The following is a 25,374-nucleotide window of genomic DNA, read 5'->3' as shown; positions in this document are numbered from 1 at the left end:
CGACCGGACCGCCGCCGCTCAGCGGTCGACGGTGAAGCTGCCGGAGTCGAACGGGCCCACCACGGCCAGCGACATCGGCCGGCCGAGCAGTTCGGCGGCGAGCGTGTTCACGTCCGCCAGCGTCACCGCGTCCACCCGGGCCAGCAGGTCGTCCACCGGCATCAGGTTGCCGTAGAGCAGCTCGCCCTTGGCGAGCCGGCTCATCCGCGAGCCGGTGTCCTCCAGCCCGAGGACGAACGAGCCCTTGCTCATCCCCTTGCCCCGGGCCAGTTCCGCCTCGGTGATCCCCTCGGCGGCGACCCGCGCCAGCTCGGCGCGGGTCAGGTGCAGCACCTCGTCCACCTTGCCCGGAGCGCAGCCGGCGTAGACGGCGAACACGCCGCTGTCGGCGTACTGGCTGGCGTAGGAGTAGACCGAGTACGCGAGGCCGCGCTGTTCCCGGATCTCCTGGAACAGCCGGCTGGACATGCCGCCGCCGAGCACGTTGTTGAGCACGCCGAGGGCGAAGCGCCGCTCGTCGGTGCGGTCGATGGCCGGGCAGCCGAGGACGACGTGCGCCTGCTCGGTCTCCTTCGGCTCGACGAGCGTGGTGGCCGGCTTGGTGCGTACCCCCGGGGTGGCCGGGCGGTGCGCCGCCGGGCCCGCCGGGTCGGTGTCCAGCGGGGTGCCGCGCAGCGCCTGCCGGACCAGCTTGACCACCGCGGCGTGGTCGAGGTTGCCGGCGGCGGCGATCACGATCTGCGGCGCCGTGTAGCGGCGGCGGTAGAAGCCCTGGATCTGCCGCCGGGTCATCGGCGTGACGGTCTCCTCGGTGCCGGAGATGAGCCGGCCCAGCGGGTGGTCGCCGTAGACGGCGCGGGCGAACAGGTCGTGCACCTCGTCGCCGGGCTCGTCGTCGTGCATGGCGATCTCTTCGAGGATGACGCCGCGCTCGGTCTCCACGTCGGCCGGGGTCAGCACCGAGTCGGCGACCAGGTCGCACATGACGTCGATGGCCAGCGGCAGGTCCTCGTCCAGCACCCGCGCGTAGTAGCAGGTGTATTCCTTCGTGGTGAAGGCGTTCGTCTCGCCGCCCACCGCCTCGATCTGGGACGAGATCTCCAGCGCGCTGCGCTTGTTGGTGCCCTTGAACAGCAGGTGTTCCAGGAAGTGCGCGGCACCGGCCTGCGGGCCGGTCTCGTCGCGCGAGCCGACCGCCACCCAGATGCCGAACGACACGCTGCGCATGGCCGGGATCGCCTCGGTCAGCACCCGCAGCCCGCTGGGCAGCACGGTACGGCGGACGGTGCCGCCGAGCGGGTCGTCGCTGAGCGTCCGGGTGACCGCGCGGGCCGCCGAACCGGTCGACGCCACCCCCCGTCCCGTCGAGGCGCCTGACGAACTCACGAGAACCTGCTCTCCGGATGACGAGGAACGGCGGGACGTACGACGGCTCCAGGTCGCGCACGCGATCTGGAGCCGTGGTCCGGCCCGGGTGACGCGGACGTCACCCGGGCCGGCGGTGGATCAGCTGTGCCGGGTCCGGCGACGCGGACGGGACTCGCCGCCGCCCTCGCCACCCTCGGAGCGGCGCTCGCCGCCCTCGGAACGGCGCTCGCCACGCTCCCCGCCCCGGTCACCCCGGTCACGCGGGCCGCGGTCGCCGCCGCGGTCCCGGCCGCCCGACGGACGGTCGCCACCCTCGGCGGCGGCCGGCGCCTCGGCGCCCTCCGGACGGATCTTGTCCAGGTAGATCTTGCCGCGGGCGTCGATGTCCGCGATCTCGACCTCGACCTTGTCGCCGACGTTGAGGTAGTCCTCGACCTTCTCGACCCGCTTGCCGTCGCCCACCTTGGAGATGTGCAGCAGGCCGTCGCGGCCGGGCAGCAGCGAGATGAAGGCGCCGAACGCGGCGGTCTTCACCACGGTGCCGAGGAACCGCTCGCCGACCTTGGGCAGCGTCGGGTTGGCGATCCCGTTGATCCGGTCCACCGCGGCCTGGGCCGCCGGCCCGTTGGTCGCGCCGACGTAGATCGTGCCGTCGTCCTCGATGGAGATCTCGGCGCCGGTCTCGTCCTGGATCGCGTTGATGGTCTGGCCCTTCGGGCCGATCACCATGCCGATCTTGTCGACCGGGATCTTCACGGTGGTCACCCGCGGCGCGTAGTCCGACATCTCGGCCGGCGCCTCGATGGCCCGCTGCATCACGTCGAGGATGGTCTGCCGGGCCTCGTGCGCCTGCTGCAGCGCGGCGGCCAGCACGTCCGACGGGATGCCGTCGAGCTTGGTGTCGAGCTGGAGCGCGGTGACGAAGTCCCGGGTGCCGGCGACCTTGAAGTCCATGTCGCCGAACGCGTCCTCGGCGCCGAGGATGTCGGTCAGCGTCACGTACTGGGTCTTGCCGTCGACCTCGTCGGAGATGAGGCCCATGGCGATGCCGGCGACCGGCGCCTTCAGCGGCACACCGGCCGAGAGCAGGCCCAGCGTCGACGCGCAGACCGAGCCCATCGAGGTGGAGCCGTTGGAGCCGAGCGCCTCGGAGACCTGCCGGATGGCGTAGGGGAACTCCTCGCGCGAGGGCAGCACCGGGATCAGCGCCCGCTCGGCGAGCGCGCCGTGGCCGATCTCGCGCCGCTTCGGCGAGCCGACCCGGCCGGTCTCACCGGTCGAGTACGGCGGGAAGTTGTAGTTGTGCATGTAGCGCTTGCGGTTCTCCGGGGACAGCGTGTCCACCATCTGCTCCATGCGCAGCATGTTCAGCGTGGTGACGCCCAGGATCTGGGTCTCGCCGCGCTCGAACAGCGCCGAGCCGTGCACCCGCGGCAGCACGCCGACCTCGGCGGTCAGCGGACGGATGTCACGCGGGCCGCGGCCGTCGATGCGGACCTGCTCGCGCAGCACCCGGTTGCGGACCTCGGACTTGGTCAGCGAACGGAACGCGGCGGAGAGCTCCTTCTCGCGGCCCTCGAAGCGGCCGGTCAGCTCCTCGGCGACCTTGGCCTTGATCCGGTCCAGGGCCTCCTCGCGGTCGGCCTTGCCGGCGATCTTCAGCGCCTCGGTGACGTCGGCGCGGGCCACGTCGGCCACCGCGTCGTACACGTCGTCGGAGTAGTCCAGGAACACCGGGAACTCGCTGACCGGCTTGGCGGCCACCTCGGCCAGCTCGCTCTGCGCCCGGCACAGCTCGCGGATGGCCGGCTTGGCGGCCTCCAGGCCGCTGGCCACGATCTCCTCGGTCGGCGCGGTGGCGCCGCCCGAGATCAGGGACACCGCGTTCGGGGTGGCCTCGGCCTCGACCATCATGATCGCGACCTCGCCGTCCGGCAGGGTGCGGCCGGCCACGACCATGTCGAACGTGGCCCGCTCCAGCTCCTCCAGGGTCGGGAAGGCGACCCACTGGCCGTCGACGTGCGCGACCCGGGTCGCGCCGATCGGGCCGGAGAACGGCAGGCCGGACAGCTTGGTCGACATCGAGGCGGCGTTGATCGCCACCACGTCGTACGGGTGCTGCGGGTCGAGCGCCAGCACGGTCTCGACGACCTGGACCTCGTTGCGCAGGCCCTTGACGAACGACGGGCGCAGCGGCCGGTCGATCAACCGGCAGGTGAGGATGGCGTCCTCGCTGGGCCGGCCCTCACGGCGGAAGAACGAGCCGGGGATCCGGCCCGCGGCGTACATCCGCTCCTCGACGTCCACGGTCAGCGGGAAGAAGTCGAACGACTCGCGCGGCTGCTTGCCGGCCGTGGTCGCGGAGAGGACGACCGTCTCGCCGAGCTGGGCGACGACGGAGCCGGCGGCCTGACGGGCCAGGCGGCCGGTGGAGAAGGTGATCTCACGGGTGCCGAAGGACCCGTTGTCGATCACCGCGGTGCGGGATTCGGTGCCGAGGTTGGTCTCGGTCATGTGCTGTGGTGCTCCTTCGCGTCGTCGGCCGACGACACGGGAACTGCTCAGGCGGCCGGTCTTCGATCGAAGCGCCCGGGGAGGCCGGCGTCGTGCCGGGGTTCCCGGGGGCCACTACCGGAGACCGGTGCTGACCGGCTCCCTCTTCGGGTGTCGCGCGGCCGGGTTCTTCGGTGGTACTGCAACGGGGGAGCGGCCAGGCGGCCACTCCCCCGTCAGGTCATCGGCGCAGGCCGAGCCGCTCGATGAGCGACCGGTAGCGGTTGATGTCCTTCTTCTGGACGTAGTTCAGCAGCCGGCGGCGCCGGCCGACCAGCAGCAGCAGCCCACGGCGGCTGTGGTGGTCGTGCTTGTGCACCTTCAGGTGCTCGGTGAGCTCAGCGATCCGCTTGGTCAGGACCGCGACCTGCACCTCGGGCGAGCCGGTGTCGCCCTCGGCGGTCGCGTACTCCTGGCGGATCTTGGCCTTGGCTTCCTGGTCGAGCGCCATGTTCTCCCTGTTTCGTGGGTCATTCGATGAGGTCCGGAGCGGTCGTGGTGACCGGTGCAACGGACCGGTTCCTCGCACCCGCGGCGTCGTGCAGGCACGCGAGGCCCCCGTCGGTCAGCCGACGTCTCCGCCAGCCTACCAGCCCTCGGGCCGGACGGCCGGTCAAGGTCGCCCGAGCGGGTCAGGACACCGCCCGGCGGGTGCGCTCCACGTCCTCGGCGATCTGGGCCACCAGCGGCTCGATCGCGTCGTACGTCCGCTGCTCGCGCAGGTGCGCCACGAAGTCCAGGGCCAGCCGCTCGCCGTACAGGTCGCCGGTGAAGTCCAGCGCGTACGCCTCCACCCGCCGTTCCCGGCCGGAGAACGTCGGGTTGGTGCCGATCGACACGGCCGCGGCGAGCGGTTCGCCGTCGCGGCGCACCAGGCGGGCCGCGTACACGCCGTCGGCGGGCACCGCCGCGTACCTGTGGGTCAGCAGGTTGGCGGTGGGGTAACCCAGCTCACGTCCGCGCTGGTCGCCGCGGACCACCACGCCCTCGACCCGGTGCGGGCGGCCGAGCGCCGCCGCCGCCGCGCCCACGTCGCCCGCGTCGACGCAGGACCTGATGTACGTGGAGGAGAAGACCGTCCCCGCCTCGGCGACCAGCGGCGCGCCCTCGACGGCGAAGCCGAAGGTGCGGCCGAGCCGTTCCAGCAGCGGCACGTCCCCGGCCGCCCGGTGCCCGAACCGGAAGTTGTCGCCGACCACCACGAGCGCGGCGTGCAGGTGCTCGACCAGGACGTCGTGCACGAACGCCTCGGGTGGCAGCCGGGAGAACTCGACCGTGAACGGCACCACGCAGAGCACGTCCACGCCGAGCGCCTCGATCAGCTCGGCCTTGCGCGCCGGCTCGGTGAGCACCGCCGGGTGCGAGCCCGGGCGCACCACCTCGGCCGGGTGCGGGTCGAACGTCACCACCACCGACTTGACGCCCAGCTCCCGGGCGCGCGCCACGGTGTGCCCGATGGTGGCCTGGTGCCCCCGGTGCACGCCGTCGAAGACGCCGATGGTGACCACTGAGCGTCCCCAGCCGCCGGGCGCCGCCTCGTACCCCCGCCACCGCTGCATGCCGTTCCTCCCCCTGTCCGCCCGCGCGCCGTTCAGGCCGGGGCCAGCACGATCTCCGCGCGGGCCCGACCGTCCCGCTCGCTGACGATAGCGATCAGCCCGCCCGCCGGGTCGAAGACCGCGTACGGCCCGGTGATCCCGGCCGGGGTCAGCGGCCCGCCGTGGGAGAGCACCCGGGTCTCGTCGGCGGTGGCGTCCCGGCGCGGGAAGAACCGCGCGGCGGCGGCGTCCAGCGGCAGGTTCACCACGTCCGGCGCGCGCTGCTCCAGCTGGTCGAGCGTGGCCGCCTCGGCGAGCGTGAACCCGCCGACCGCGGTGCGGCGCAGCGCGGTGAGGTGGCCGCCGACGCCGAGCGCGGCCCCCGCGTCGCGGGCCAGCGCCCGGATGTACGTGCCGGACGAGCAGGTCACGTCCACGTCCACGTCCACCACGTCCGGGGCGTCCCGGCGGATGTCCCGCACGTCCAGCCGGGAGACGGTGACCCGGCGGGCGGGCAGCTCGACCGTCTCGCCGTCACGGACCCGCTTGTACGCCCGCTGGCCGTTGATCTTGATGGCGCTGACCGCGCTGGGCACCTGGTCGATCTCGCCGGTGAGGGCGGCCAGCGCGGCGCGTACCCCGTCGTCGGTGACCGCGCCGGCCGGGGTGGTCGCGACCACCTCGCCCTCGGCGTCGTCGGTGACGGTGGCCTGCCCCAGCCGGATCGTCGCGGCGTAGCTCTTGCCGGCGCCGATCACGTACGTGAGCAGCCGGGTCGCCCGGCCCACCCCGATCACCAGCACGCCGGTGGCCATCGGGTCCAGCGTGCCGCCGTGCCCCACCCGGCGGGTACGGGCCAGCCGGCGGATCCGGGCCACGACGTCGTGCGACGTCATGCCGCCGGGCTTGTCGACCACGATCAGACCGTCTGTGCTCACGACCGCCAAGCCTGCCAGACGGCGCCGATCCTCCCTGCGGGGGATACCGCCCTGCTTCGGCGGGGTGTCAAGATCGTGCGCCCCCGCCCCGTCTGCCCGGGAAGTCCGATGACCGATCACCGTTCCGTCCCCGATCCCCACGCCACCGATGGCCCGTCGGAGGACACGCTGGGTCGGGTACCCGAGTGGCTGCGCCAGCCCGCGCCCGAGGTCGAGCCGGGCCGCGGCGACCGCCTGCGGATCGCGCTCGGCGGGCACTCCGGCAAGCTGCTCGGCGGCGTGGTCGTGCTGGCGCTGCTCGCGTTCTTCGGGCTCGTCGGCGGCCTCGGCTACCAGGGCTTCCAGCGCTGGCGGGAGCCGCCCGCCGAACACCCCACGGTGAGCCTGCCGGTCGGTGAGCAGGCGTCCTCGTCGGCCTCGCCGCCACCGGCCGCCGGCCCGTTCGACGGCACCCCGGCAGCCGGCTTCCCCGAGGGCACGGCCGGGATCGCGCTGCCCCGGGCCAAGCGGACCGGCGCGTTCACCGAGAAGCAGGTGGCAGACACGCTGGCCAAGGTACGCAAGGCGCTGATCACCGCCCGGCTGGACCGCACGTTCTTCACCGCGAAGGACCCGGAGCGGCTGGTCCGCCAGTTCGCCCCGGACGCGCGGGCCGGCGTACGCGACGACTTCCCCACCGGCGAGGCGGGCACCTACTCGACCCGGCTCGCCCCCGGCGCCCGGCTCACCGACGACGAGCCCCGGGTCAAGGGCCGGATCAGCTACCGGGCGACGAAGGACCGGGACGGCATCCGCATCCTGGAGGTGACCACGAACTTCGTCTGGGCGTACGCGTTCTCCACCACCCGCCCCGCCCCGGGCGCCGGCGTGGTGGTGGTCCACGACACGGTGAAGTGGAGCGTGCCGCACCCGGCCGACGTGACCACCGCCTCCGCCGGGCTGTGGATCGAGCGGGCCGACTCGTACGCCTCCAACATCGACTGCGTCGCGCTGGACAAGGGGCTGCTCGCGCTGGGCCGGCCCTCGCTCGCCGGTCCGGCCGACCCGGACCCGGACGCGGTCTTCGACCCGGACAAGACGGTCGACCTGCCGGACACCTGCTGACCCGCCCACCTCACCACGCCACCCCGCGGTAGGAGCCTTTCGATGAGCGACGCCCCGCCACCGCACCGCGCCCGGGTCGACCTGCCGGACTGGATGCGCAATCCGGAGCCGCCCCGCCGTACGCTCGGCCGCCGCCTGTCCGGCCTGGTCGACGGTGTGCCGGCGCTGGCGGCGGCGCGCCACCGGATGTGGGCCTGGCAGGGCCGGACCCGGTTCGGCGAGCGGCACCCCACGATGGCCGCGATCGGGTCGTTCGTGTTCGTCCTGGTGACCGCGACGCTGCTGGTCGTCGGCACGCTCTACCTCGGGTGGGCGATCCGGCAGGGGCGGATCTGACCGGCACGGAAACGGGACAGCGGGATCGGCGGCCGGGTGCGATGATCATGCGCCCCCTGCCCCTGCACCCCTCTGGAACGCCGCATGAGCACCGAAGACGGGACCACACCGCCCGAGCCGGATCCCTACGCCGTCGCCTCCCGGGGCGCGGAGATCCAGCTGCCGAGCTGGATGACCGGCGCGGACGCGGACGTCCCGCTGACCCGCGGCGAGCGCTTCCGCATGGTCTGGTCGCGGCAGCGCGGCAAGCGCCGCGTCGCCTTCGTGGTGGTGCTGGCGCTGGCGCTGATCGGCGGCACGGCCGTGCTCGGCCGGGTCACCGTCGACCGGGTACGGTCCGGCACCGCCGCCGCGGCGTCGGCCGAAGCCAGCCCGTCGCCGGTGCCGCTCAGCCGGGTGGGCGAGCCGCGCGACCTGTTCGCGGGGACCATCGGCGCGGACTTCGCGGTGGGTGAGGCCGGGATCGTCCTGCCGGAGGCCACGGCGCGGCCCCCGTTCACCGCCCGCGAGGTGGCCGCGGCGCTGACCCGGGTCCGGGCCGCGCTGGTCCAGGCCCGGCTCGACCTGTCCATGATCCTCGGCGACACGGAGCCGTTCCTGGCGCTGCTGGCGCCGGCCGCGCGCGCTCAGCTGCGTACCGACTTCGAGGACTTGTCGTTCGTGAACTACGCCACCCGGATCGGCTCGCAGGACAGCGCGGACGAGATCCGGGTCCGGGGTGAGATGCGCTACCGGGCCGTCACCGGCGACGACGGCCGGCCGATCCTGCGGATCACCACAGAGTACGTCTGGATGTACGCGTTCGACGTGCCGCGGACGACACCGGGCCGGGCCGGGATCGCCGCCATCCGTGACCGGGTCGTCTGGGAGGTCCCCCACCCCGAAGGGTTGCCGGCGGCGAAGCGCGGGCTCTGGCTCGTCTCCGCGCAGGCGAGCACGAACAACGTCGACTGCGCCCGGCTGGACGAGGGCTTCTTCGTGGTCGAGCCGTGGATGGGCGGCCCCGGTTCGTTCCAGCCCTGCTGACCCGGCGTCAGCGGACCGCGCCGACCACCGCCCACGCGCCCGAGCGCATCCGCAGCAGCAGGCCGGCCAGCCGCAGCACCACGAACAGCGTCAGCCCGGCCCAGATCCCGCCCAGCCCGAGTTCCAGCCCGTACGCCAGCCAGATCGCCGGCAGGAACCCGCCGAACGCGCACACGATGGTGAGGTTGCGCAGGTAGCGCACGTCGCCCGCGCCGATCAGCACCCCGTCGAGCGCGAACACCACGCCGCCGATCGGCTGGAGCGCGACGAACCAGGGCCAGGCCGTCATGGCCTGCTCGCGTACCTGCGGATCGGAGCTGAACCACGACGGCACGACGCCGGCGCCGGCGGCGATCAGCACCGCGAAGGCCACGCCGCACAGCCCGCCGAGCAGCGCGACGCGGCGGGCCAGGAACCGCGCGCCGGCCGCGTCGCCGCCGCCCAGCGCGGCGCCGACCAGCGACTGCGCGGCGATGGCCAGCGCGTCGAGCACCAGCACGGTGAAGAACCACAGTTGCAGGGCGATCTGGTGCGCGCCCACCGCGGCGGCGCCGAAGCGGGCCGCGACGGCGGTCGCGGACAGGAAGCTGGCCTGGAACGCGACACCGCGCACCAGCAGGTCCCGGCTGAGCACGAGCTGCTGACCGATCACCCGGGGCCGGGGCCGCAGCGAGACCCGCTCGCGCACCAGCGCGGCCGCGAACAGGACGCCGGAGAGCGTCTGCGCGATCGCGTTCGCCACCGCCGAGCCGACCAGCCCGAGCCCGGCCGGATAGACCAGCAGCGGGCAGAGCACCGCGGAGAGCAGGTTGGGGCCGAGCACGAACAGCAGCGGCCGGCGGGTGTCCTGGATGCCGCGCAGCCAGCCGTTGCCGGCAGCGGCGAGCAGCAGGCCGGGCGCGCCGAGCGCCGCGACCCGCAGCCATCCGGCGGCGGCGTCGGCCACCTCGCCGGGGCCGCCGACGAGGGTACGCGTCAGCGCGCCCCCGCCGATGCCGATGGCGACCGCCACCAGCACTCCGGTGGCCAGCGCGAGCCAGGACGCCTGCACGCCCTCGGCCACCGCGGCGGCCCGGTCCCCCGCCCCGAAGCGGCGGGCCGAGCGCCCGGTGGTGCCGTACGCGACGACGGTGCCGACCCAGGCGGTGAGCGTCATGACGGTGCCGCCGACGGCGAGCGCGGCCAGCGGCACCCGCCCGAGGTGACCCACCACTGCGGTGTCGACCAGGACGTAGAGCGGCTCGGCGGCCAGCACCACGAGGGCGGGCAGCGCGAGCGTGGCGATCCGCCGGGGTGTGGCGGCGGTGGCGGGGGCGGCAGTCGTGCTCATCGACGCCGATCCTGGCACGCTCCCAGTAAGGTCCGCAAGGCGGGGGGCTACTTACTTGCGTCGGCCAGGAACCGGGCCGTGTCACGCCGCAGGCAGCGCAGCCGGGAGGTGTCGCAGAGCACCAGCAGGTCGGCGCGGGGCAGCCGGAGGTCGAGCGTGCTCGCGTAGTTGCCGTCCATCACCCAGGCCGGGCGGGCGGCGAGCGCTGCCACCTCGGCGCGGAAGTCGGCCGGGGCCGGTGCGGTCCAGCCGGGGCGCCAGTAGTGCCGGTCGAGGTGGATCAGCGGAAGGTCGCGTCGCCGGGCCAGTTCACCGGCGAGCGTGCTCTTGCCGGCGCCGGAGGCGCCGACGACCAGGATGCGTCGCACCGGGTGACGGTAGCGCCGTCCGGCACGGCGGTCGGTCCCGAGCGGCGGTGACGTCGGCGTCGGGCCACGGGTGCGGCCCGGCCGGCGTCACCGCCGGACGGCGTACGTCACTGACGGGTGTCCATCGAGGTCTGCAGCGCGCGGCGCATCTGCTCGCGCGCCTCGTCGGTGGTGGTCTCGGTCTGCGGCTTGCGCTTGCTGGGCATCTGAGGTCCTTCCAGGGTGCGGTCCGCCGGACACGGCGGCCCTACGGGCGCCCGGCTGCGGTCCGGGATCACCGGAGCGGCTCGCCTGGCAGCGTGAGCCCGGGTCGGTCTGACCCTGGAGGGAGGCGAGGCCGGGTGCGGCAGCACCGCCCGTGACCAGCGCCGCGAAGCGCCGGCCCTCACCCAAATTAACGTTCACTTTCCAGATGCTGCCCACAGTTCCCGAAATGCGGAAAGATCAACCTCGTCGTCCGGCTCGGCCGGCCGCGTCAGCGGGCCAGGAAGTGCCAGCCCAGCCACCACCAGAAACCGAACAGGCCGATCCGCCCGACCGGCACCGGGCCCACCTCGTACCGCATCACGAAGGCGCAGACGTCGGCCAGCGACGGGACCCGCGAGCCCTCCCGGCGCGCCACCCATTCGACGACCGCGAACAGCACGAGCGAGACCAGAAACCCGCCGATCGCCAGTGCCCGCATCATCGGCGCACCAGTCCCCAGAACGTGGACAGCCACGCGAACCAGGCCGCCGAACGGATCACACTGTCCTCCAGCAGCGGATCGGCCAGCCGGGAGAGGGTGGGGAAGTCGTCACCCGCCGCCGCCATGAACGTCGCCCCCTCGAAGACCCCGAAGACGGTCACCGGCACCAGCCACCAGAGCGCGACCGACGGCAGCCGGCGGGGCGCCGGGCGCCGGGGCACCCGGTTGCTCAGGCCGACCCAGATCAACCCTCCGCCGGTGGTGAGGATGTAGAGGTTGGCCGCGGTCGAGAAGGACGGAAGTTGACCGCCGACCAGGGACAAGCAGATCAGCACCGGCACGGAGACGACCGGCCGGTCCCAGGCCCGGGGCGCCTCGACGGTGAGCTCACGGGGATGATCCATCACCCGATTGTCCCCAGCGTCACGCACGGCGGAAAGGCTGGCACGCCTCGTAATCCCTGGAAAAGCCGCCGATCAGCTCACACTTCCGATCATCGCCGCGCCTCGGCCCGGCAGAAATATCGGCACAATTCCGCTTTTAGGGGGCTACCAGCGTTGCGGTAGCGAGTTCGGCCCGGATCCGTCCGACCAACTCGTCGAGCGCGCCCCGCCCGGTGAAGCCGGCCGCGAACCGGTGCCCGCCACCGCCCAGCGCCACCGCCACCGCGCTCACGTCCACCGCGCCCTTGCTGCGCAGCGACACCGCCCACTCGGCCTCGCCCGCCTGCTTGATCACGCAGCTCACGTCCGCCTCCTCGGTGCACCGCACCGAGTCGATGAGCGCCTCCAGCACGTACGCCGGCTGGTCGTGCCGGACCAGGTCCTCGCGGGTCGCGTACGTCCAGACGAGCCCGTGCCCGGCGGCGGCCGCCGGTTCCAGCGTGGCCCGGCCGAGCACCTCGCCGAACAGGCGGACGGCGCCGAACGGGCGGGTGTCGAACACCCGCCGGGAGATGTCGCCGGGCCGGATGCCGGTGGCCAGCAGACGCGCCGCCATCCGGTGCACGGCAGGCGTGGTCGCCTCGAAGCGGAACGAGCCGGTGTCGGTGGTCAGCGCGACGTAGAGCCCGGTCGCCACCTCCGCGTCGAGCGTCGCCCCGAGCCGGTCCAGCAACTCCAGCGCGACCACCGAGGTGGCGGCGGCGTGCGGGTCGACCAGGTTGATCCGGCCGAAGCCGGTGTTCGAGGCGTGGTGGTCGAGCACCAGCGAGGTGCCCGCCGTGTCCAGCCGGCCCACCAGGTCACCCAGCCGCGACTCGCTCGCCGCGTCGAAGCAGATCACCAGATCCGGATCGGGGTACGTGTCGTCCTGCGGCACCAGCAGCTCCACGCCGGGCATCCAGCGGAACGGCTCGGGCACCTCCGGCGGGCCGGGGAAGGTCGCCTGGAGATCGCGTACGCCGAGCCGCCGCAGACCCAGCCCGAAGCCGAGCATGCTGCCCAGCGCGTCCCCGTCCGGGTTCACGTGGCAGATCAGCAGCACCCGCGCGTCGGCGGGAAGGTCGCGTACCGCCGCGACGGCCGCCGCCCACTCCGATTCGGCCGGGCCGGCCGGCAGGCCACCCGCGACGGCGACCTCGGTCACCGGCGGTCGCCCTCGCGCGGCTCGTCGTCGGCGGCCGGCTCGTCGTCCGCGGCGTCCTCGTCGTCCTCGACCCGGTACGGCTGGGCGTCGCCCGCGTACGAGGACTTGGCGGCCAGCCGCTGCACCTCGGCGTCGGCGGTACGCGCTGCGGCGAGCAGGTCGTCGATGTGCTTGACCTGGTCCTGCACGTCGTCGAGGACGAAGGTCAGCGTCGGCGAGTGCCGCAGCCCGAGGGCCTTGCCGACGGTGCTGCGCAGCATGCCCTTGGCGCTCTCCAGCGCGGCGGCGGTGCTCGCCTGGGCCGCCGCGTCACCGAGCACCGTGTAGAAGACGGTGGCGTCGCGCAGGTCGGCGGTGATCCGGGCGTCGGTGATCGTGATCATGCCGAGCCGGGGGTCCTTGATCTGGCTGCGCACCACCGACGCGACGAGTTCCCGGATACGCTCCGCGTGCCGGCGAACCTTTGCCTGATCCGTCATGTCCCCCACCTCCGGGATCACCTGTACCGATGACGGCGCCGGGTCACCGTGCGACCCGGGCCGTCGGCCGGAGACGGCGGGCGCGTGGGCGCCGCCGGGTCCGACCGCCCAACGCTGAAGAACACTACCCGCGTCCCACCGGACCTCACGCGGCACGGGCGGAGTACCGCGCGACGCGCCGTCAGTCGTCCTCGCCGTGCAGGCGACGGCGCACCGACAGCAGTTCGGTCTCCGGGCGGGCGGCGACCAGCCGCTCACAGGAGTCGAGCACCTCGCGGACGTGGGCCGGCTCGGCGGCCACCACCGCCACCCCGATCTCGGCCCGGCCGTGCAGGTCCAGCGCCCCCACCTCGGCGGCGGAGACCTCGAACTTGCGCAGCGCGGCGACGATCGGCCGGACGTAGGACCGCTTGGCCTTCAGGGACCGGGAGTCACCCGGGAGCAACAGGTCGAACAGTGCGGTTCCGGTATACACGGCGAGCAACGGTACGCCGGGTGGCGCACCCCGGCACGCGATTAAGGCGCGACCGCCACCAGCACGTCCCGCTCGATCGCCTGGTCGACCCGGTGGGCGAAGTCACCGAAGCCGGGGCCGTCGAGCACGCGCAGCCCGGCGTCGGCCAGCACCGCCTCCGCCTGCGCCCGCGGCGCCACGTGGGTGTTCCAGGACAGCCCGAGCGCGCCACCGGGGCGCAGCAGCTCCCGCCACACCGGCACGGCCGCGGTGAGCAGCTCCAGCGGGCTGCGGGACAACCCCTGATCGGTACGGCTGCCGTGCGCCACCCCGTACGGCGCGTCGGTCACGATCACGTCGGCGCAGCGGGGGCGCAGCGCCTCGCGGGCCCGGGTGGTGTCGGTGTTCAGCACGGTGACCCGCTGGGTGGCCCCGGCCCGGTGCTCGTCCCGCGACGGCGCGAGCACCGCCTCGAACCGGCGGGCCACCAGCTTGCGGTCCCGGCGCACCGACGTCGACTCGGTGGTGTGCTTGAGCCGCTTTCGGCGCAGCCAGGTACGCAGGAACGTCGCGTACGCGTCGACGTCCTTGCTGTCGCGCTCGACCCCGATGCCGTCGTAGCCGTACATCAGCGCCTGGTTGAGCGTGGTGCCCCGGCCGCAGAGCGGGTCCAGCACCACCACCGGCCCGTCCAGCATCCGGGGCGCGGCGGCGGAGGCGAGCACTGTGACGTTGAGCAGCAGCCGGGTGAACTGCTCGTTGGTCTTGCCGGCGTACTTGGGGATGGTGATCAGGTCGGAGTCGTACCGGGCCAGCGGGCTCAGCGGCACCGGCCGCAGCAGGTCGTCACCGACCCGCTCGAACAGCGCGTACGCCGCCGACAGGTTCGCCAGGTGGGCCAGGTCCCGCTCGCCGAGTCCGGGTTCGGGGGCGGTGAACGTCAGGTACTCCACCCCGCCGATCCGGGTGACCTCGGCGTCGCCCGGCACCACGTCGAGCACGCCGGAGCCGGCGAACACGGCCAGTTCGGCGCGGGCCAGCCGGGCCGCCGCGTCGGCGTAGACGCGGTTGGCGGAGGGGGCGAGGAGCAGCGCGTACCGGATCACGCCGCAGATTGTCGCAGCCTGGGAAAACGGCGACGGCCGGGGCCCGAAGGCCCCGGCCGCCGGCCGGTCGTACGTGTGGAACTCAGGCGCGCGGCTTCTCGCGCATCTCGAACGTCTCGATGACGTCGCCGACCTGGACGTTGTTGTAGCCGCCCAGCGTCAGACCACACTCGAAGCCCTCGCGGACCTCGGTCGCGTCGTCCTTGAACCGCTTCAAGGAGCTGATCGTGAGGTTGTCCGCCACGACCGCACCGTCCCGCAGCAGCCGCGCCTTGGCGTTGCGGCGGATGAGGCCGGACCGGACGATACAGCCGGAGATGTTGCCGATCTTGGACGAGCGGAAGACGTCGCGGATCTCCGCGGTGCCCAGCTCGACCTCCTCGTACTCCGGCTTGAGCAGACCCTTGAGCGCGGCGTCGATCTCCTCGATGGCCTGGTAGATGACCGTGTAGTACCGGATCTCCACGCCCTCGCGGTCGGCCATCTCGCGGACCTTGTTCGAGGCCCGCACGTTGAAGCCGATGATCGTGACCGCCTCGGACGAGGCGCTCGCGAGCATGACGTCGCTCTCGGTGATCGCGCCCACGCCCCGGTGGATGATCCGAAGCTGGACCTCCTCCGGGATGTCGAGGTTGAACAGCGCGTCCTCGAGCGCCTCCACGGAACCGGAGACGTCGCCCTTGAGCACCAGGTTGAGCGAGGTCTTCTCGCCCTCCTTGAGCTGCTCCATGAGCGTCTCGAGGGTGGCCCGGCCACGGGAGTTGGCGAACGACGCCGCCCGCCTCCGCGCCTGCCGCTGCTCGGCGATCTGCCGCACGGTGCGGTCGTCCTCGGCGGCCAGGAAGGTGTCACCCGCACCCGGCACCGTGGTCAGACCCAGCACCATGACCGGACGCGCCGGACCGGCCTCGTCGACCGGCTTGCCGTTCTCGTCCAGCATGGCCCGCACGCGGCCGTGCGCCCCACCGGCGACGATCGAGTCACCGGCACGCAGGGTGCCCTTCTGCACCAGCACGGTCGCCACCGCGCCACGGCCCTTGTCCAGGTGCGCCTCGATCGCGACACCCTGCGCCGGCCCGTCGATCGGAGCGGTCAGCTCCAGCGACGCGTCGGCGGTCAGCAGCACGGCCTCGAGCAGTTCCTCGATGCCGATGCCGGGCTTGGCCGCCACGTTGACGAACATGGTGTCGCCGCCGTACTCCTCGGCGACCAGGCCGTACTCGGTCAGCTGCTGGCGGACCTTGTCCGGGTTCGCCTCGGGCTTGTCGACCTTGTTGACCGCGACCACGATCGGCACGTCCGCCGCCTTGGCGTGGTTGAGCGCCTCGATGGTCTGCGGCATCACGCCGTCGTCCGCCGCCACCACCAGGATCACGATGTCCGTGACCTGGGCGCCACGGGCACGCATGGCGGTGAACGCCTCGTGACCCGGGGTGTCGATGAACGTCACCGCGCGGTCCTCGCCCTCGTGCGGGACGTGGACCTGGTAGGCGCCGATGTGCTGGGTGATGCCACCCGCCTCGCCGGCCACCACGTTCGCCTTGCGGATCGCGTCGAGCAGCTTGGTCTTACCGTGGTCGACGTGACCCATGACGGTCACGACCGGCGCACGGCTGACCAGGCGGTCCGCCGCGACCTCGGCGTCGAGGTCGATGTTGAACTGCGCGAGCAGCTCGCGGTCCTCGTCCTCCGGGCTGACGATCTGCACGTCGAAGCCGAGGTGCTCACCCAGCAACTGCAGGGTCTCGTCGGAGCACGACTGGGTCGCCGTCACCATCTCGCCCAGGTTGAACATCTCCTGGACCAGCGAACCCGGGTTGGCGTTGATCTTGTCGGCGAAGTCCGACAGCGAGGCGCCACGGGACAACCGGACGACCTGACCCTGACCGCGGGGCGCGCCCGAGGACATGGTCGGGGCCGACAGGTTGTCGAACTCCTGTCTGCGCTGCTTCTTGGACTTGCGACCGCGGGTCGGGCGACCACCCGGACGCCCGAAGGCACCCGCAGCGCCACCGCCACGGCCACGACCGCCGCCACCGGGACGGCCACCGCCGCCGACCGGACCACCCGGACGGAAACCACCGCCGGGAGCACCGCCACCGCCGCCGGGACCGCCGCGGTAGCCACCGCCACCGCCGCCACCACCGGGACCGCCGCGGTAGCCACCGCCACCGCCGCCACCACCGGGTCCACCGCGGTAGCCACCGCCACCGCCACCGGGACGACCGGCGCCACCACCGGGTCCGCCACGACCGCCACCGGGGCCGCCGGGACGGCCGGTGGTCGGACGCTGGCTCGGCATCGAGGCCGGGCTCGGCCGCGGCGGCATCGACGCCGGGCTGGGCCGCGGCGGCATGCCGGCCGGGCTGGGACGGGGACCGCCCGCACCGGCGGCCGGGGGCCGCTGCTGCTGGCCGCCCTGGATGCCGAACGGGTTGTTACCGGCGCCGCGCGCCGGCGGACGACCGCCGGGCCGGGCACCGGGGCCCTGACCCTGGCCCGGACCGCCGGGGCGACCGGCGGCCGGGGAACCCGGACGCGGCGGCATGGCGTTCGGGCCGGGACGCGGGCCGGGACGGGGACCGCCCTCGGCCGGAGGCTCCCGGCGTACGGTCTCGCGCTGCTGCTGGCGGGCGGCCTGCGCGGCCTTGACCGCGGCCTCCTGCTCAGCCTTCAGCGCGGCGGCACGCGCTTCGGCGGCCGCCACTTCGATGTCGTGCGCGCTCGCCGGCTTGGCGACCGGAGTCGCCGGCTGCGGCGGGCCGGGGACCGGGCCCTTGGGCTTCGGTCCAGGGGTCGGCGCAGCCGGACGCCGGGGCGGCATCGGCTTGGCCGAGACCCGGGGGGCACCCGGGGTCGGGGTGGGCGTCGGGGTCGGTGCCGGACCGCTGGGCGCGGCAGCCGGCGGGCCGGCGGGCGCCGACGAACCGGCTACGAAGGCGCTACGCAGCCGCCGGGCGACAGGCGCCTCGACGGTGCTGGACGCGGACTTCACGAACTCGCCCATTTCCTTGAGCTTGGCGAGAACGGTCTTGCTTTCGACCCCGAGCTCCTTGGCAAGCTCGTGTACGCGGGCCTTTCCTGCCACTGCACTCCTCACTCCGAGGTCGTGCGGGCAGCACCCGCAGCGACCTCACTCGTGCACTTGAAGCCTGGTCATTTCAGGGACTTCATCGTGTGCTCATGTCGGTCGTCCTACCTTGCTAGCGACCCTCGACCGGTCGGGCTTGACCGGTCGTCGGGGGTTGCGCGTCGACGTGCTCCGCAAGCGCACCGTGGTCAGGAACCCCGGTGAGGCGCAGTGCCCGCCCGAAGGCGCGACGCCGCACCGCCTGCGCGAAGCAGGCCGGATCAGGGTGCATGTTCGCTCCCCGACCCGGCAGTCTGCGGGCCGGATCGGGCCTGAGACTGATGTGACCAGCCTCGTCACCGATCGCGACAACCCGCAACAACTCGCTGGCCGGCGCCCGTTTCCGGCAGCCCACACAGGTGCGCTCCGGAATCGCGCGTCGTGCCACTGAGTAAGTCTACCCCTAGCCGCCGGAGATCGCGCCGCCCGGCTCCGGGACGTGATCAGCTCCGCCCCGGCTCTGCGGGGCCGCGGTCTCCGCGTCGGACCGGATGTCGATGCGCCAACCGGTCAGGCGAGCCGCCAGGCGGGCGTTCTGCCCTTCCCGGCCGATCGCGAGCGAGAGCTGGAAGTCCGGGACGGTCACCCGGGCGGTACGGGAGGCCAGGTCGACCACCTCGACCCGCAGCGCCTTGGCCGGCGACAACGCGTTGCCGACGAACGTCGCGGGGTCGTCCGACCAGTCGATGATGTCGATCTTCTCGCCGTGCAGCTCGCTCATCACCGCGCGGACCCGCTGCCCCATCGGGCCGATGCAGGCGCCCTTGGCGTTGACTCCGGACGCGGTGGAGCGGACCGCGATCTTCGTACGGTGACCTGCCTCACGGGCGATCGCGCCGATCTCCACGGTGCCGTCGGCGATCTCCGGCACCTCCAGCGCGAACAGCTTCTTCACGAGCGCCGGATGCGACCGGGACAGCGTGATCTGCGGCCCGCGCATGCCCTTGGCGACGTGCACGACCACGCAGCGGATCCGCTCGCCGTGCTCGTACCGCTCGCCGGGGACCTGCTCGGACTGCGGCAGGACACCCTCCAGCTTGCCCAGGTCGACGCTGACGATGCCCTTCTCCCGGCGCGTCTCGTGCGCCTGCACCACGCCGGTGACCAGGTCACCGTCGCGGCCCACGTACTCACCGAAGTGCACCTCGTCGGTGGCCTCCCGCAGCCGCTGGAGGATCACCTGCTTGGCGGTCATGGCGGCGATCCGCCCGAAGTCGTGCGGGGTGTCGTCCCATTCCCGGGTGACGGTGCCGTCGGCGTCGAGCTCCTGCGCGAAGACCGAGGCGGCCCCGCTCTTGCGGTCGATCTCCACCCGGGCGTGCGACTCGGCGCCGTCGGTGTGCCGGTAGGCGGTCAGCAGCGCGGTCTCGATCGCCGCGAGGATCGTGTCGAACGGGATCTCCCGCTCGCGCTCCAGGGCGCGCAGCGCCGCGAGGTCGATGTTCACCTCTCCTCGTCCTCCAGATCTTCGTCGTCGTCGGTGTCTGTGTCGTCGCCGAGGTCCTCGTCGGCCAGGTCGTCCAGGCGGCTGAACTCCACCTGGACCCGGCCGGGCCCGAGTTCGGCGTACGGGTGTGCCACGGGGCCGGCGTCGGTCTCCAGCTCCACGCGCTCGTCGTCGGCGGCCGTGATCCGGCCGGTGAGCTGGCGGTCCCCGGCGTCGCCGCGGACGGTGACCTTGACCAGCCGGCCCACGTTGCGCCGCCAGTGCCGGGGCAGGGTGAGCGGGCGGTCCACGCCGGGCGAGCTGACCTCCAGCTGGTACTCGCCGGCCACGATGTCGCCGCCGGACTCCTCCGCCGCGTCCAGGGCCGCCGACACCGCGCGGGAGATGTCCGCCACGGCGTCCAGGTTGATCCCGCCGTCGGCGTCCACGATCACCCGGACCACGTGCCGCCGTCCGGCGCGGGAGACGGAAAGGTCCTCCAGGTCGTAGCCGGCCGCGGCGACGACCGGTTCGATCACCTCGCGCAGCCGGTTGCGGCGCGCGTTCAGATCGCCACGGGGTGCGCCGCTGCGCTCCGCGCCGCGGGGGCCGTCGGACCGGCGGGGCCGCCCGGCGGGCCCCGTCGGCCGGGTGGCACGGCCACGCTGCGTCATTCCGCGCACCTCTCCTGCTGTTGCCACGACCCGCGGGCCGTGTTGTCCCGGGCCGGTGCGGGCGGTCGGCCCGCCATACCGGCACGCCACCGGGGCGTCCGCGCCCGGTGGTTGCGCAGAGCGTAACGCTAACGGCCGCGGACGGACCCGGCGGCGCACCGAGACCCTGACCCACGAGGCGGCGCGAATGGTGTTGACTCTGTCAGGTGGGGACCGGCAGAACACCATCCGACCAGGTCAGAGCGGGGCATTCCCGGCGCTGGCTGCTGCGCGCCGGAGGGCTCGTGGCGCTCGGCGGCGCGGCCGCGCCGCTGACCGGTTGTGATCTTTTCGACCGCGACCGGCAGCCACCGGCGCCTGATGCGCTGGAGCCGCTGGCCGCCGAGGCGCTGGCGCTGGAGGCCCGCTACCGGGCCGCCGCCACCGCCGCCCCGGCGCTCGCCGAACGGCTCACCCCGATCGCCGACGCGCACAAGGCACACGCCGAGGAGCTACGCCGGGTCATCGGCCGGCCAGCTCCCTCCGGCACGCCGGCGGCCGCCGGCTCGGCGAGCGCGCCCGCGCCCGACGCCGTGCTCACCGAGCTGCGTCAGGCCGAGCAGGAGGGCCGGACCAACGCGGCGAAGGCCTGCGCCGAGGCGCCGGCCGAGCGGGCCGCGCTGCTCGGCTCGATCGCCGCCGCGCGGGCGACCCACGTGGAGGCCCTGAAGTGAACAACCCGACGACCGGCCCGGCCTCCGCCCTCGCCGACGCGCTCGCCGCCGAGTACGCGGCGATCTGGGCGTACGGGGTGATCGGCGTGCACCTCACCGGCGCGGCGCGGACGGCGGCCCGGGCCGCCGAGGCGGCGCACCGGTCCCGCCGCGACGCGCTGCTCCTGCAGCTCGCCGAGGGCTCCGGCCAGGTCCCCGCGGACCGGGCCGGGTACGCGCTGCCCTATCCGGTCACCGACCGGGCGGGAGCGCTGCGGCTGGCGGTGGAGATCGAGGAGCGGACCGCCGGGCACTGGCGGGCCGCGCTCGCGCACACCAGCGGCGTGGAGCGGAACACGGCGCTCGCCGCGCTCACCGACTGCGCGCTGCGGGCCACCCGCTGGCGGCGTACGGCGGGCGTGACACCGGTCACCGTTCCGTTCCCGGGCCGCCCCGCCTGAGCGCGACGCCGGTCACCCGGCGAAGCTTCCCGGTTGCGCTGCGCATACCAGGTATGCATACTCGCGGTCATGTCCATCCGTCACGGCCTGCTCGCCCTGCTCGAACGCGGCCAGATGTACGGCTATCAGCTCCGTGCCGCGTTCGAGGAGTCCACCGGGTCGACCTGGCCGCTGAACATCGGGCAGGTCTACACCACGCTGGCCCGGCTGGAACGCGACGGACTGGTGCGCCCGCTGCCGGAGAACGAGAGCGGGCAGCGGCCGTACGAGATCACCGACGCCGGACGGGCGGACCTGGCGATGTGGTTCGCCACCCCGATCAGCCGCGCCGACCGTCCCCGCGACGAGTTGTCGATCAAGCTGGCGCTGGCGTTGACCACGCCGGGCGTCGACGTGCGGGCGGTGGTGCAGACCCAGCGCACCGCCACCATGCGCGCGCTTCAGGAGTTCACCCGGTTGAAGTACACGAGCGACAAGCCGGAGGATCTACCCTGGCGGCTGGTGCTGGACGCGATGATCTTCCAGACCGAGGCCGAGGTGCGGTGGCTCGACCACTGCGAGACCAGCCTGGTCCGGCACCGCCCGGCGCCGATCCGGGCGGTCGACCACCCCGAGGCGGTGGACCGGGCCGGCGACGAAGCCCGCCGGTGAACCGGCACGGGAGGCGCTGATGGACCCGATCGACGGGGTGCTGGAACTGCGGGACGTACGCCGTACCCACGGCGCCGGTGAGGCCGCCGTGCACGCGCTGCGCGGCGTGAGCCTGACCGTGCGGGCCGGGGAACTGGTGGCGGTGATGGGCCCCTCCGGGTCCGGCAAGTCCACGCTGCTGGCGCTCGCCGGCGGCCTGGACCGGCCCACCGGCGGCGAGGTGGTGGTCGAGGGCGAGGCGCTGGTCGGGCTGTCCGCCCGGGAGCTGGCCCGGCTGCGCCGCCGCCGGATCGGGTACGTCTTCCAGGATCTGAACCTGCTCGGCAGCCTGACCGCGGTGGAGAACGTGGCGCTTCCCCTGGAACTGGACGGCGCCGGCGTACGGGCGGCCCGCCAGTCGGCCCTCGACGCGCTGCGCGAGGTCGACCTGGAGGACCTGGCCGACCGCTTCCCGGACCAGATGTCCGGCGGCCAGCAGCAGCGGGTGGCGATCGCCCGGGCCCTCGTCGGCGAACGCCGCCTGGTCCTCGCCGACGAGCCGACCGGCGCGCTGGACTCGCAGACCGGTGAGGCGGTGCTGCACCTGCTGCGCCGCCGGGTGGACGCCGGGGCGGCCGGGGTGCTGGTCACCCACGAGGCCCGGCACGCGGGCTGGGCGGACCGGGTGGTCTTCCTGCGCGACGGGGTGATGGTCGACTCGACCGCCCCGCTGATCGGCGTCGACCACCTGCTCAGCGGCAGCATCCGGTGACCGGCGGCCGCCTCGCCGCCGTACGCGGATCGTGGCGGACCGCGCTGCGGATCGCCCGCCGGGAGGCCCGGCGGTCCCGGCGGCGCACGCTGCTGGTGCTGGTGATGATCGCGCTGCCGGTGCTCGGCCTCAGCTTCGCCGCGGTCAGCTACGACATGGGCGACCTGACCCGCGCCGAGCGGATCGAACGCCAGCTCGGCGGCGCCGACGTCGCGCTGCGCTGGGAAAGCCTGACGGCGGTGAGGCAGGACGCCTGGGGCGAGTCGGCCTGGCCGGTCGAGGGCGAATGGGTCGGCCGGACCCGTCCGGCGACCGCCGAGGAGGTGCGCGCGCTGCTGCCCGAGGGCAGCCGGGTCGCCCGCACGCGCTGGTGGATGACGTTCTCGACGCGGATCGGCCGGCACGTCGAGTCGCTCGACGCGCGCGCCCTGGACCTGACCGACCCGCTCACCCGGCCGCTGGCCCGGGTCCTCGACGGCCGGCCGCCGGTGCGCCCGGACGAGATCGCGGTCAGCCCCGCGGCGCTGCGCCGGCTCGACACCCGCATCGGCAACCCGGTACGCACCATCGACGGCGCCACGTACCGGGTGGTCGGGGTGGTGGAGTACCCGGACAACCTCCGGGAGGTGATCACGCTGGCCGGGGTGACCCCGGAGACCGCGGCCGGCAGCGACACCTGGCTGGTGGACCTGCCCGGCCCGCTCGACCCGGGGCTCGCCGACCGGCTGAACGCGCAGGGCATCCAGATCGTCGTCCGCGACCCGCTGCCCGGGCGGGAGGAGCTCACCCGCGGTATGCGCGTGCCGGACGCCGACGAGGCCGGCGTCGTCGGCGTGGTCGGCGGGCTGGGCCTGCTGGAGGTGGTGCTGCTGGTCGGCCCGGCCTTCGCGGTGAGCGTCCGCCGTCGGCGGCGCGACCTCGCGCTCGTCGCGGTGGCCGGTGGCGACGCCTCCCACCTGCGCCGGATCGTGCTCGCCGACGGGGTGGTGCTCGGCGCCGGCGGGGCCGCCCTCGGGCTGCTGCTCGGCATCGGCGCCGCGTTCGCCGGCCGGCCGCTCGTCGAGCAGTACCTGCTCGGGGAGCGCCTCGGGGCGTACCGGATCTTCCCGGCCGCGCTGGTGGCGATCGCCGCGACGGCGGTGCTGGCCGGGGTGCTGGCGGCGATGGCGCCGGCCTGGACGGCGGCCCGGCAGGACGTGGCGACCGGCCTGGCCGGCCGGCGCGACGGGTCCCGGCCCCGCCGCCGCTGGCTGCTGATCGGGGTGGCGCTCACCGTCGCCGGGACCGCGATCGCCGCGTTCGCCGCCGGCCGCACCTCGCAGACCGGCGTGCTGGCCGGTGTCGCCCTGGGCGAGCTGGGGCTGGTGTTCTGCACCCCGACGCTCGTGGGCGTGCTGGGCCGGGCCGGCCGGCTGCTGCCGCTCACCCCCCGGCTCGCGTTGCGCGACGCCAGCCGCAACCGGTCGTCGGCCGCGCCGGCCATCTCGGCGGTGATGGCCGCCGTCGCCGGAAGCGTCGCGCTCGGCGTCTACGTGGCGAGTGACGAGACCCGCTCCCGGGAACTCTGGCAGCCCGGCCTGCCGCCGGGCAACGTGCTGCTCACCCACTCCGGGCCGACCCCGACGGGCCCGCCGTCGGCCGAGGTCGTCGCCGCCCGGGCCCGCACGGTACTGCCCGACGCCACGGTGACGCCCGTCGCCGTCCCCGGGTGCGCCGGCGACGTCCGGGACAAGAACGACTGCGCGGCGTACGCGCTCGTTCCGCCGGAGCGGCGCTGCCCGTACACCTCCTCCGACCCGGTTCCCGACTCGGCCCGGCGCGATCCGCGCTGCGTGAGCCCCTTCCAGGAGCCGGTCGACGTCTACCTGCCGGCGCTCGTGGACGACGGCGCCGCGCTGGCCGCGCTCACCGGCGCGCCCGCCGACGAGCTGGCCGCCGCGCGCCGGACGCTCGCCACCGGCGGTGTGGTGGTCACCGACGCCCGGCGGGTGGTGGACGGGCAGGTCCGGGTGGAGGTCAACTACAACTCCGGCGGCCCGCCCACCGGGCGTCTCCTGCCCGCGTACGCGCTGCGCGGCGGTCTCAGCGTCGACCGGTTGGTGCTCTCCCCCGCCGCCGCGGACGCGCTCGGCCTGTCCGCCGTACCGCTTGGCTACCTGCTGGACACCGCCGGTTCGCCCACCGATCGGCAGATGGAGATGCTGACCGACGAGCTGTACGACATCGGGCCCATGTCGGCGCAGGTGGCGACCGCCGACCCGCCGTCGGACCAGCGCCCGATGCTGCTCCTGCTGGCGGTGGCCTCGGGGGTGATCACGCTGGGCGCCGCCGCTGTCGCCACCGGCCTCGCCGCGGCCGAGGGCCGCCGGGACCTGTCCACGCTCGCGGCGGTGGGCGCCGATCCCCGGGTACGCCGCCTGCTGTCGCTCTGCCAGGCCGGGGTCATCGCGGTGCTCGGCTCCGCGCTGGGCATCGTCGCCGGGCTCGGCTCCGCCGTGGTCGTCCTGGCCGCGCTCAACCAGCGGTACGCGGATTCCTGGCCGGTGCAGCCGCCGTACCCGGTGACGGTGCCCGGCGTGACGCTCGCCGCGCTGGTCGTGGTGCCGCTGGTGGCGATGGGCGGCGCGGCGCTGTTCACCAGGTCCCGCCTGCCGATCGAACGCCGGCTCGACTGAGCCGGCCACCCAGGCATGGTCCACACCATTTCGCCGGAG

Annotated in this window: 24 protein-coding genes and 1 pseudogene; 8 read left to right on the top strand and 17 right to left on the bottom strand. The window is 74.0% G+C overall.

Going from position 1 to position 25,374, the window contains the following annotated elements; translation table 11 throughout:
- Positions 1-18 precede the first annotated feature (18 nt).
- From J3R08_RS07040 to truB, 5 genes are all read right to left on the bottom strand, one after another.
- Entirely contained in the window at positions 19-1,353 is a 1,335-nt protein-coding gene (locus J3R08_RS07040) for a pitrilysin family protein (protein WP_209960416.1), read from the bottom strand.
- Between the two features lie 153 nt (positions 1,354-1,506).
- A complete protein-coding gene (locus tag J3R08_RS07035; protein ID WP_174536233.1) occupies positions 1,507-3,882 on the bottom strand; it encodes a polyribonucleotide nucleotidyltransferase in 2,376 nt (791 codons plus the stop codon).
- Between the two features lie 220 nt (positions 3,883-4,102).
- Complete coding sequence (gene rpsO, locus J3R08_RS07030) at positions 4,103-4,372, bottom strand: 30S ribosomal protein S15 (protein ID WP_013284678.1); 270 nt, start codon at positions 4,370-4,372, stop codon at positions 4,103-4,105.
- A 181-nt stretch (positions 4,373-4,553) separates the two neighbouring features.
- On the bottom strand, positions 4,554-5,480 hold the full coding sequence (locus tag J3R08_RS07025; RefSeq protein WP_030503409.1) for a bifunctional riboflavin kinase/FAD synthetase: 927 nt from the start codon (positions 5,478-5,480) through the stop codon (positions 4,554-4,556).
- A gap of 32 nt (positions 5,481-5,512) precedes the next feature.
- On the bottom strand, positions 5,513-6,397 hold the full coding sequence (gene truB, locus J3R08_RS07020) for a tRNA pseudouridine(55) synthase TruB (RefSeq protein ID WP_043330544.1): 885 nt from the start codon (positions 6,395-6,397) through the stop codon (positions 5,513-5,515).
- Between the two features lie 108 nt (positions 6,398-6,505).
- Between truB and J3R08_RS07015 the strand changes: the two genes are divergently transcribed.
- The 3 genes from J3R08_RS07015 (at position 6,506) to J3R08_RS07005 (ending at position 8,863) form a co-directional block, all read left to right on the top strand.
- Positions 6,506-7,501, top strand: a complete 996-nt coding sequence (locus J3R08_RS07015) for a hypothetical protein (protein ID WP_209960415.1) — start codon at positions 6,506-6,508, stop codon at positions 7,499-7,501.
- Positions 7,502-7,543: 42 nt separating this feature from the next.
- On the top strand, positions 7,544-7,837 hold the full coding sequence (locus J3R08_RS07010; RefSeq protein WP_043325804.1) for a hypothetical protein: 294 nt from the start codon (positions 7,544-7,546) through the stop codon (positions 7,835-7,837).
- An 84-nt stretch (positions 7,838-7,921) separates the two neighbouring features.
- A complete protein-coding gene (locus J3R08_RS07005) occupies positions 7,922-8,863 on the top strand; it encodes a hypothetical protein (RefSeq protein ID WP_209960413.1) in 942 nt (313 codons plus the stop codon).
- Positions 8,864-8,870: 7 nt separating this feature from the next.
- Here the strand turns inward: J3R08_RS07005 and J3R08_RS07000 are convergent, their stop codons facing one another.
- From J3R08_RS07000 to rimP, 12 genes and pseudogenes are all read right to left on the bottom strand, one after another.
- Positions 8,871-10,193, bottom strand: a complete 1,323-nt coding sequence (locus tag J3R08_RS07000) for an MATE family efflux transporter (RefSeq protein ID WP_209960411.1) — start codon at positions 10,191-10,193, stop codon at positions 8,871-8,873.
- A 47-nt stretch (positions 10,194-10,240) separates the two neighbouring features.
- The gene (locus J3R08_RS06995; protein ID WP_209960409.1) at positions 10,241-10,561 is read right to left on the bottom strand and encodes a hypothetical protein; all 321 of its coding nucleotides are present in this window, start codon (positions 10,559-10,561) and stop codon (positions 10,241-10,243) included.
- Positions 10,562-11,036: 475 nt separating this feature from the next.
- Positions 11,037-11,246: a DUF6186 family protein gene (locus J3R08_RS06990; protein ID WP_176722875.1), complete on the bottom strand. Its 210-nt coding sequence runs from the start codon at positions 11,244-11,246 to the stop codon at positions 11,037-11,039.
- Entirely contained in the window at positions 11,246-11,653 is a 408-nt protein-coding gene (locus J3R08_RS06985) for a hypothetical protein (RefSeq protein WP_043325811.1), read from the bottom strand. Before J3R08_RS06985 ends, J3R08_RS06990 begins: the two co-directional genes overlap by 1 nt.
- Before the next feature lie 136 nt (positions 11,654-11,789).
- Positions 11,790-12,836 (bottom strand): bifunctional oligoribonuclease/PAP phosphatase NrnA, encoded by a 1,047-nt coding sequence (locus J3R08_RS06980; protein ID WP_064447083.1) that lies wholly within the window; start codon positions 12,834-12,836, stop codon positions 11,790-11,792.
- A complete protein-coding gene (rbfA, locus tag J3R08_RS06975) occupies positions 12,833-13,315 on the bottom strand; it encodes a 30S ribosome-binding factor RbfA (RefSeq protein ID WP_043330546.1) in 483 nt (160 codons plus the stop codon). The genes J3R08_RS06980 and rbfA overlap by 4 nt, the downstream gene beginning before the upstream one ends.
- A gap of 181 nt (positions 13,316-13,496) precedes the next feature.
- The gene (locus J3R08_RS06970) at positions 13,497-13,790 is read right to left on the bottom strand and encodes a DUF503 domain-containing protein (protein ID WP_043325814.1); all 294 of its coding nucleotides are present in this window, start codon (positions 13,788-13,790) and stop codon (positions 13,497-13,499) included.
- 41 nt (positions 13,791-13,831) lie between these two features.
- Positions 13,832-14,875 carry a TRM11 family methyltransferase gene (locus J3R08_RS06965; protein WP_064447082.1) on the bottom strand — a complete coding sequence of 348 codons (1,044 nt, stop codon included), beginning with the start codon at positions 14,873-14,875 and terminating at the stop codon, positions 13,832-13,834.
- An 82-nt stretch (positions 14,876-14,957) separates the two neighbouring features.
- Positions 14,958-17,963, bottom strand: a complete 3,006-nt coding sequence (gene infB / locus J3R08_RS06960) for a translation initiation factor IF-2 (RefSeq protein WP_069089329.1) — start codon at positions 17,961-17,963, stop codon at positions 14,958-14,960.
- A 93-nt stretch (positions 17,964-18,056) separates the two neighbouring features.
- Positions 18,057-18,393, bottom strand: a pseudogene (locus J3R08_RS06955) (YlxR family protein).
- A 15-nt stretch (positions 18,394-18,408) separates the two neighbouring features.
- Positions 18,409-19,452: a transcription termination factor NusA gene (gene nusA / locus J3R08_RS06950; RefSeq protein WP_030503423.1), complete on the bottom strand. Its 1,044-nt coding sequence runs from the start codon at positions 19,450-19,452 to the stop codon at positions 18,409-18,411.
- A complete protein-coding gene (rimP, locus tag J3R08_RS06945) occupies positions 19,449-20,105 on the bottom strand; it encodes a ribosome maturation factor RimP (protein ID WP_043325821.1) in 657 nt (218 codons plus the stop codon). Before rimP ends, nusA begins: the two co-directional genes overlap by 4 nt.
- A 263-nt stretch (positions 20,106-20,368) precedes the next feature.
- Between rimP and J3R08_RS06940 the strand changes: the two genes are divergently transcribed.
- The 5 genes from J3R08_RS06940 (at position 20,369) to J3R08_RS06920 (ending at position 25,335) form a co-directional block, all read left to right on the top strand.
- Positions 20,369-20,818: a hypothetical protein gene (locus tag J3R08_RS06940; RefSeq protein ID WP_209964033.1), complete on the top strand. Its 450-nt coding sequence runs from the start codon at positions 20,369-20,371 to the stop codon at positions 20,816-20,818.
- The gene (locus J3R08_RS06935) at positions 20,815-21,258 is read left to right on the top strand and encodes a ferritin-like domain-containing protein (RefSeq protein WP_209960408.1); all 444 of its coding nucleotides are present in this window, start codon (positions 20,815-20,817) and stop codon (positions 21,256-21,258) included. Before J3R08_RS06940 ends, J3R08_RS06935 begins: the two co-directional genes overlap by 4 nt.
- 69 nt (positions 21,259-21,327) lie before the next feature.
- Positions 21,328-21,909 carry a PadR family transcriptional regulator gene (locus J3R08_RS06930; RefSeq protein ID WP_030503427.1) on the top strand — a complete coding sequence of 194 codons (582 nt, stop codon included), beginning with the start codon at positions 21,328-21,330 and terminating at the stop codon, positions 21,907-21,909.
- A 19-nt stretch (positions 21,910-21,928) separates the two neighbouring features.
- Positions 21,929-22,660, top strand: a complete 732-nt coding sequence (locus J3R08_RS06925) for an ABC transporter ATP-binding protein (protein ID WP_043325826.1) — start codon at positions 21,929-21,931, stop codon at positions 22,658-22,660.
- Entirely contained in the window at positions 22,657-25,335 is a 2,679-nt protein-coding gene (locus tag J3R08_RS06920; RefSeq protein WP_209960407.1) for an FtsX-like permease family protein, read from the top strand. The genes J3R08_RS06925 and J3R08_RS06920 overlap by 4 nt, the downstream gene beginning before the upstream one ends.
- The last annotated feature ends 39 nt before the right edge of the window (positions 25,336-25,374 follow it).

Source organism: Micromonospora sp. HB375 (assembly GCF_017872985.1).
Taxonomy (GTDB): Bacteria; Actinomycetota; Actinomycetes; order Mycobacteriales; family Micromonosporaceae; genus Micromonospora; species Micromonospora chalcea.
This window is presented reverse-complemented; position numbering and strand designations above follow the sequence as displayed.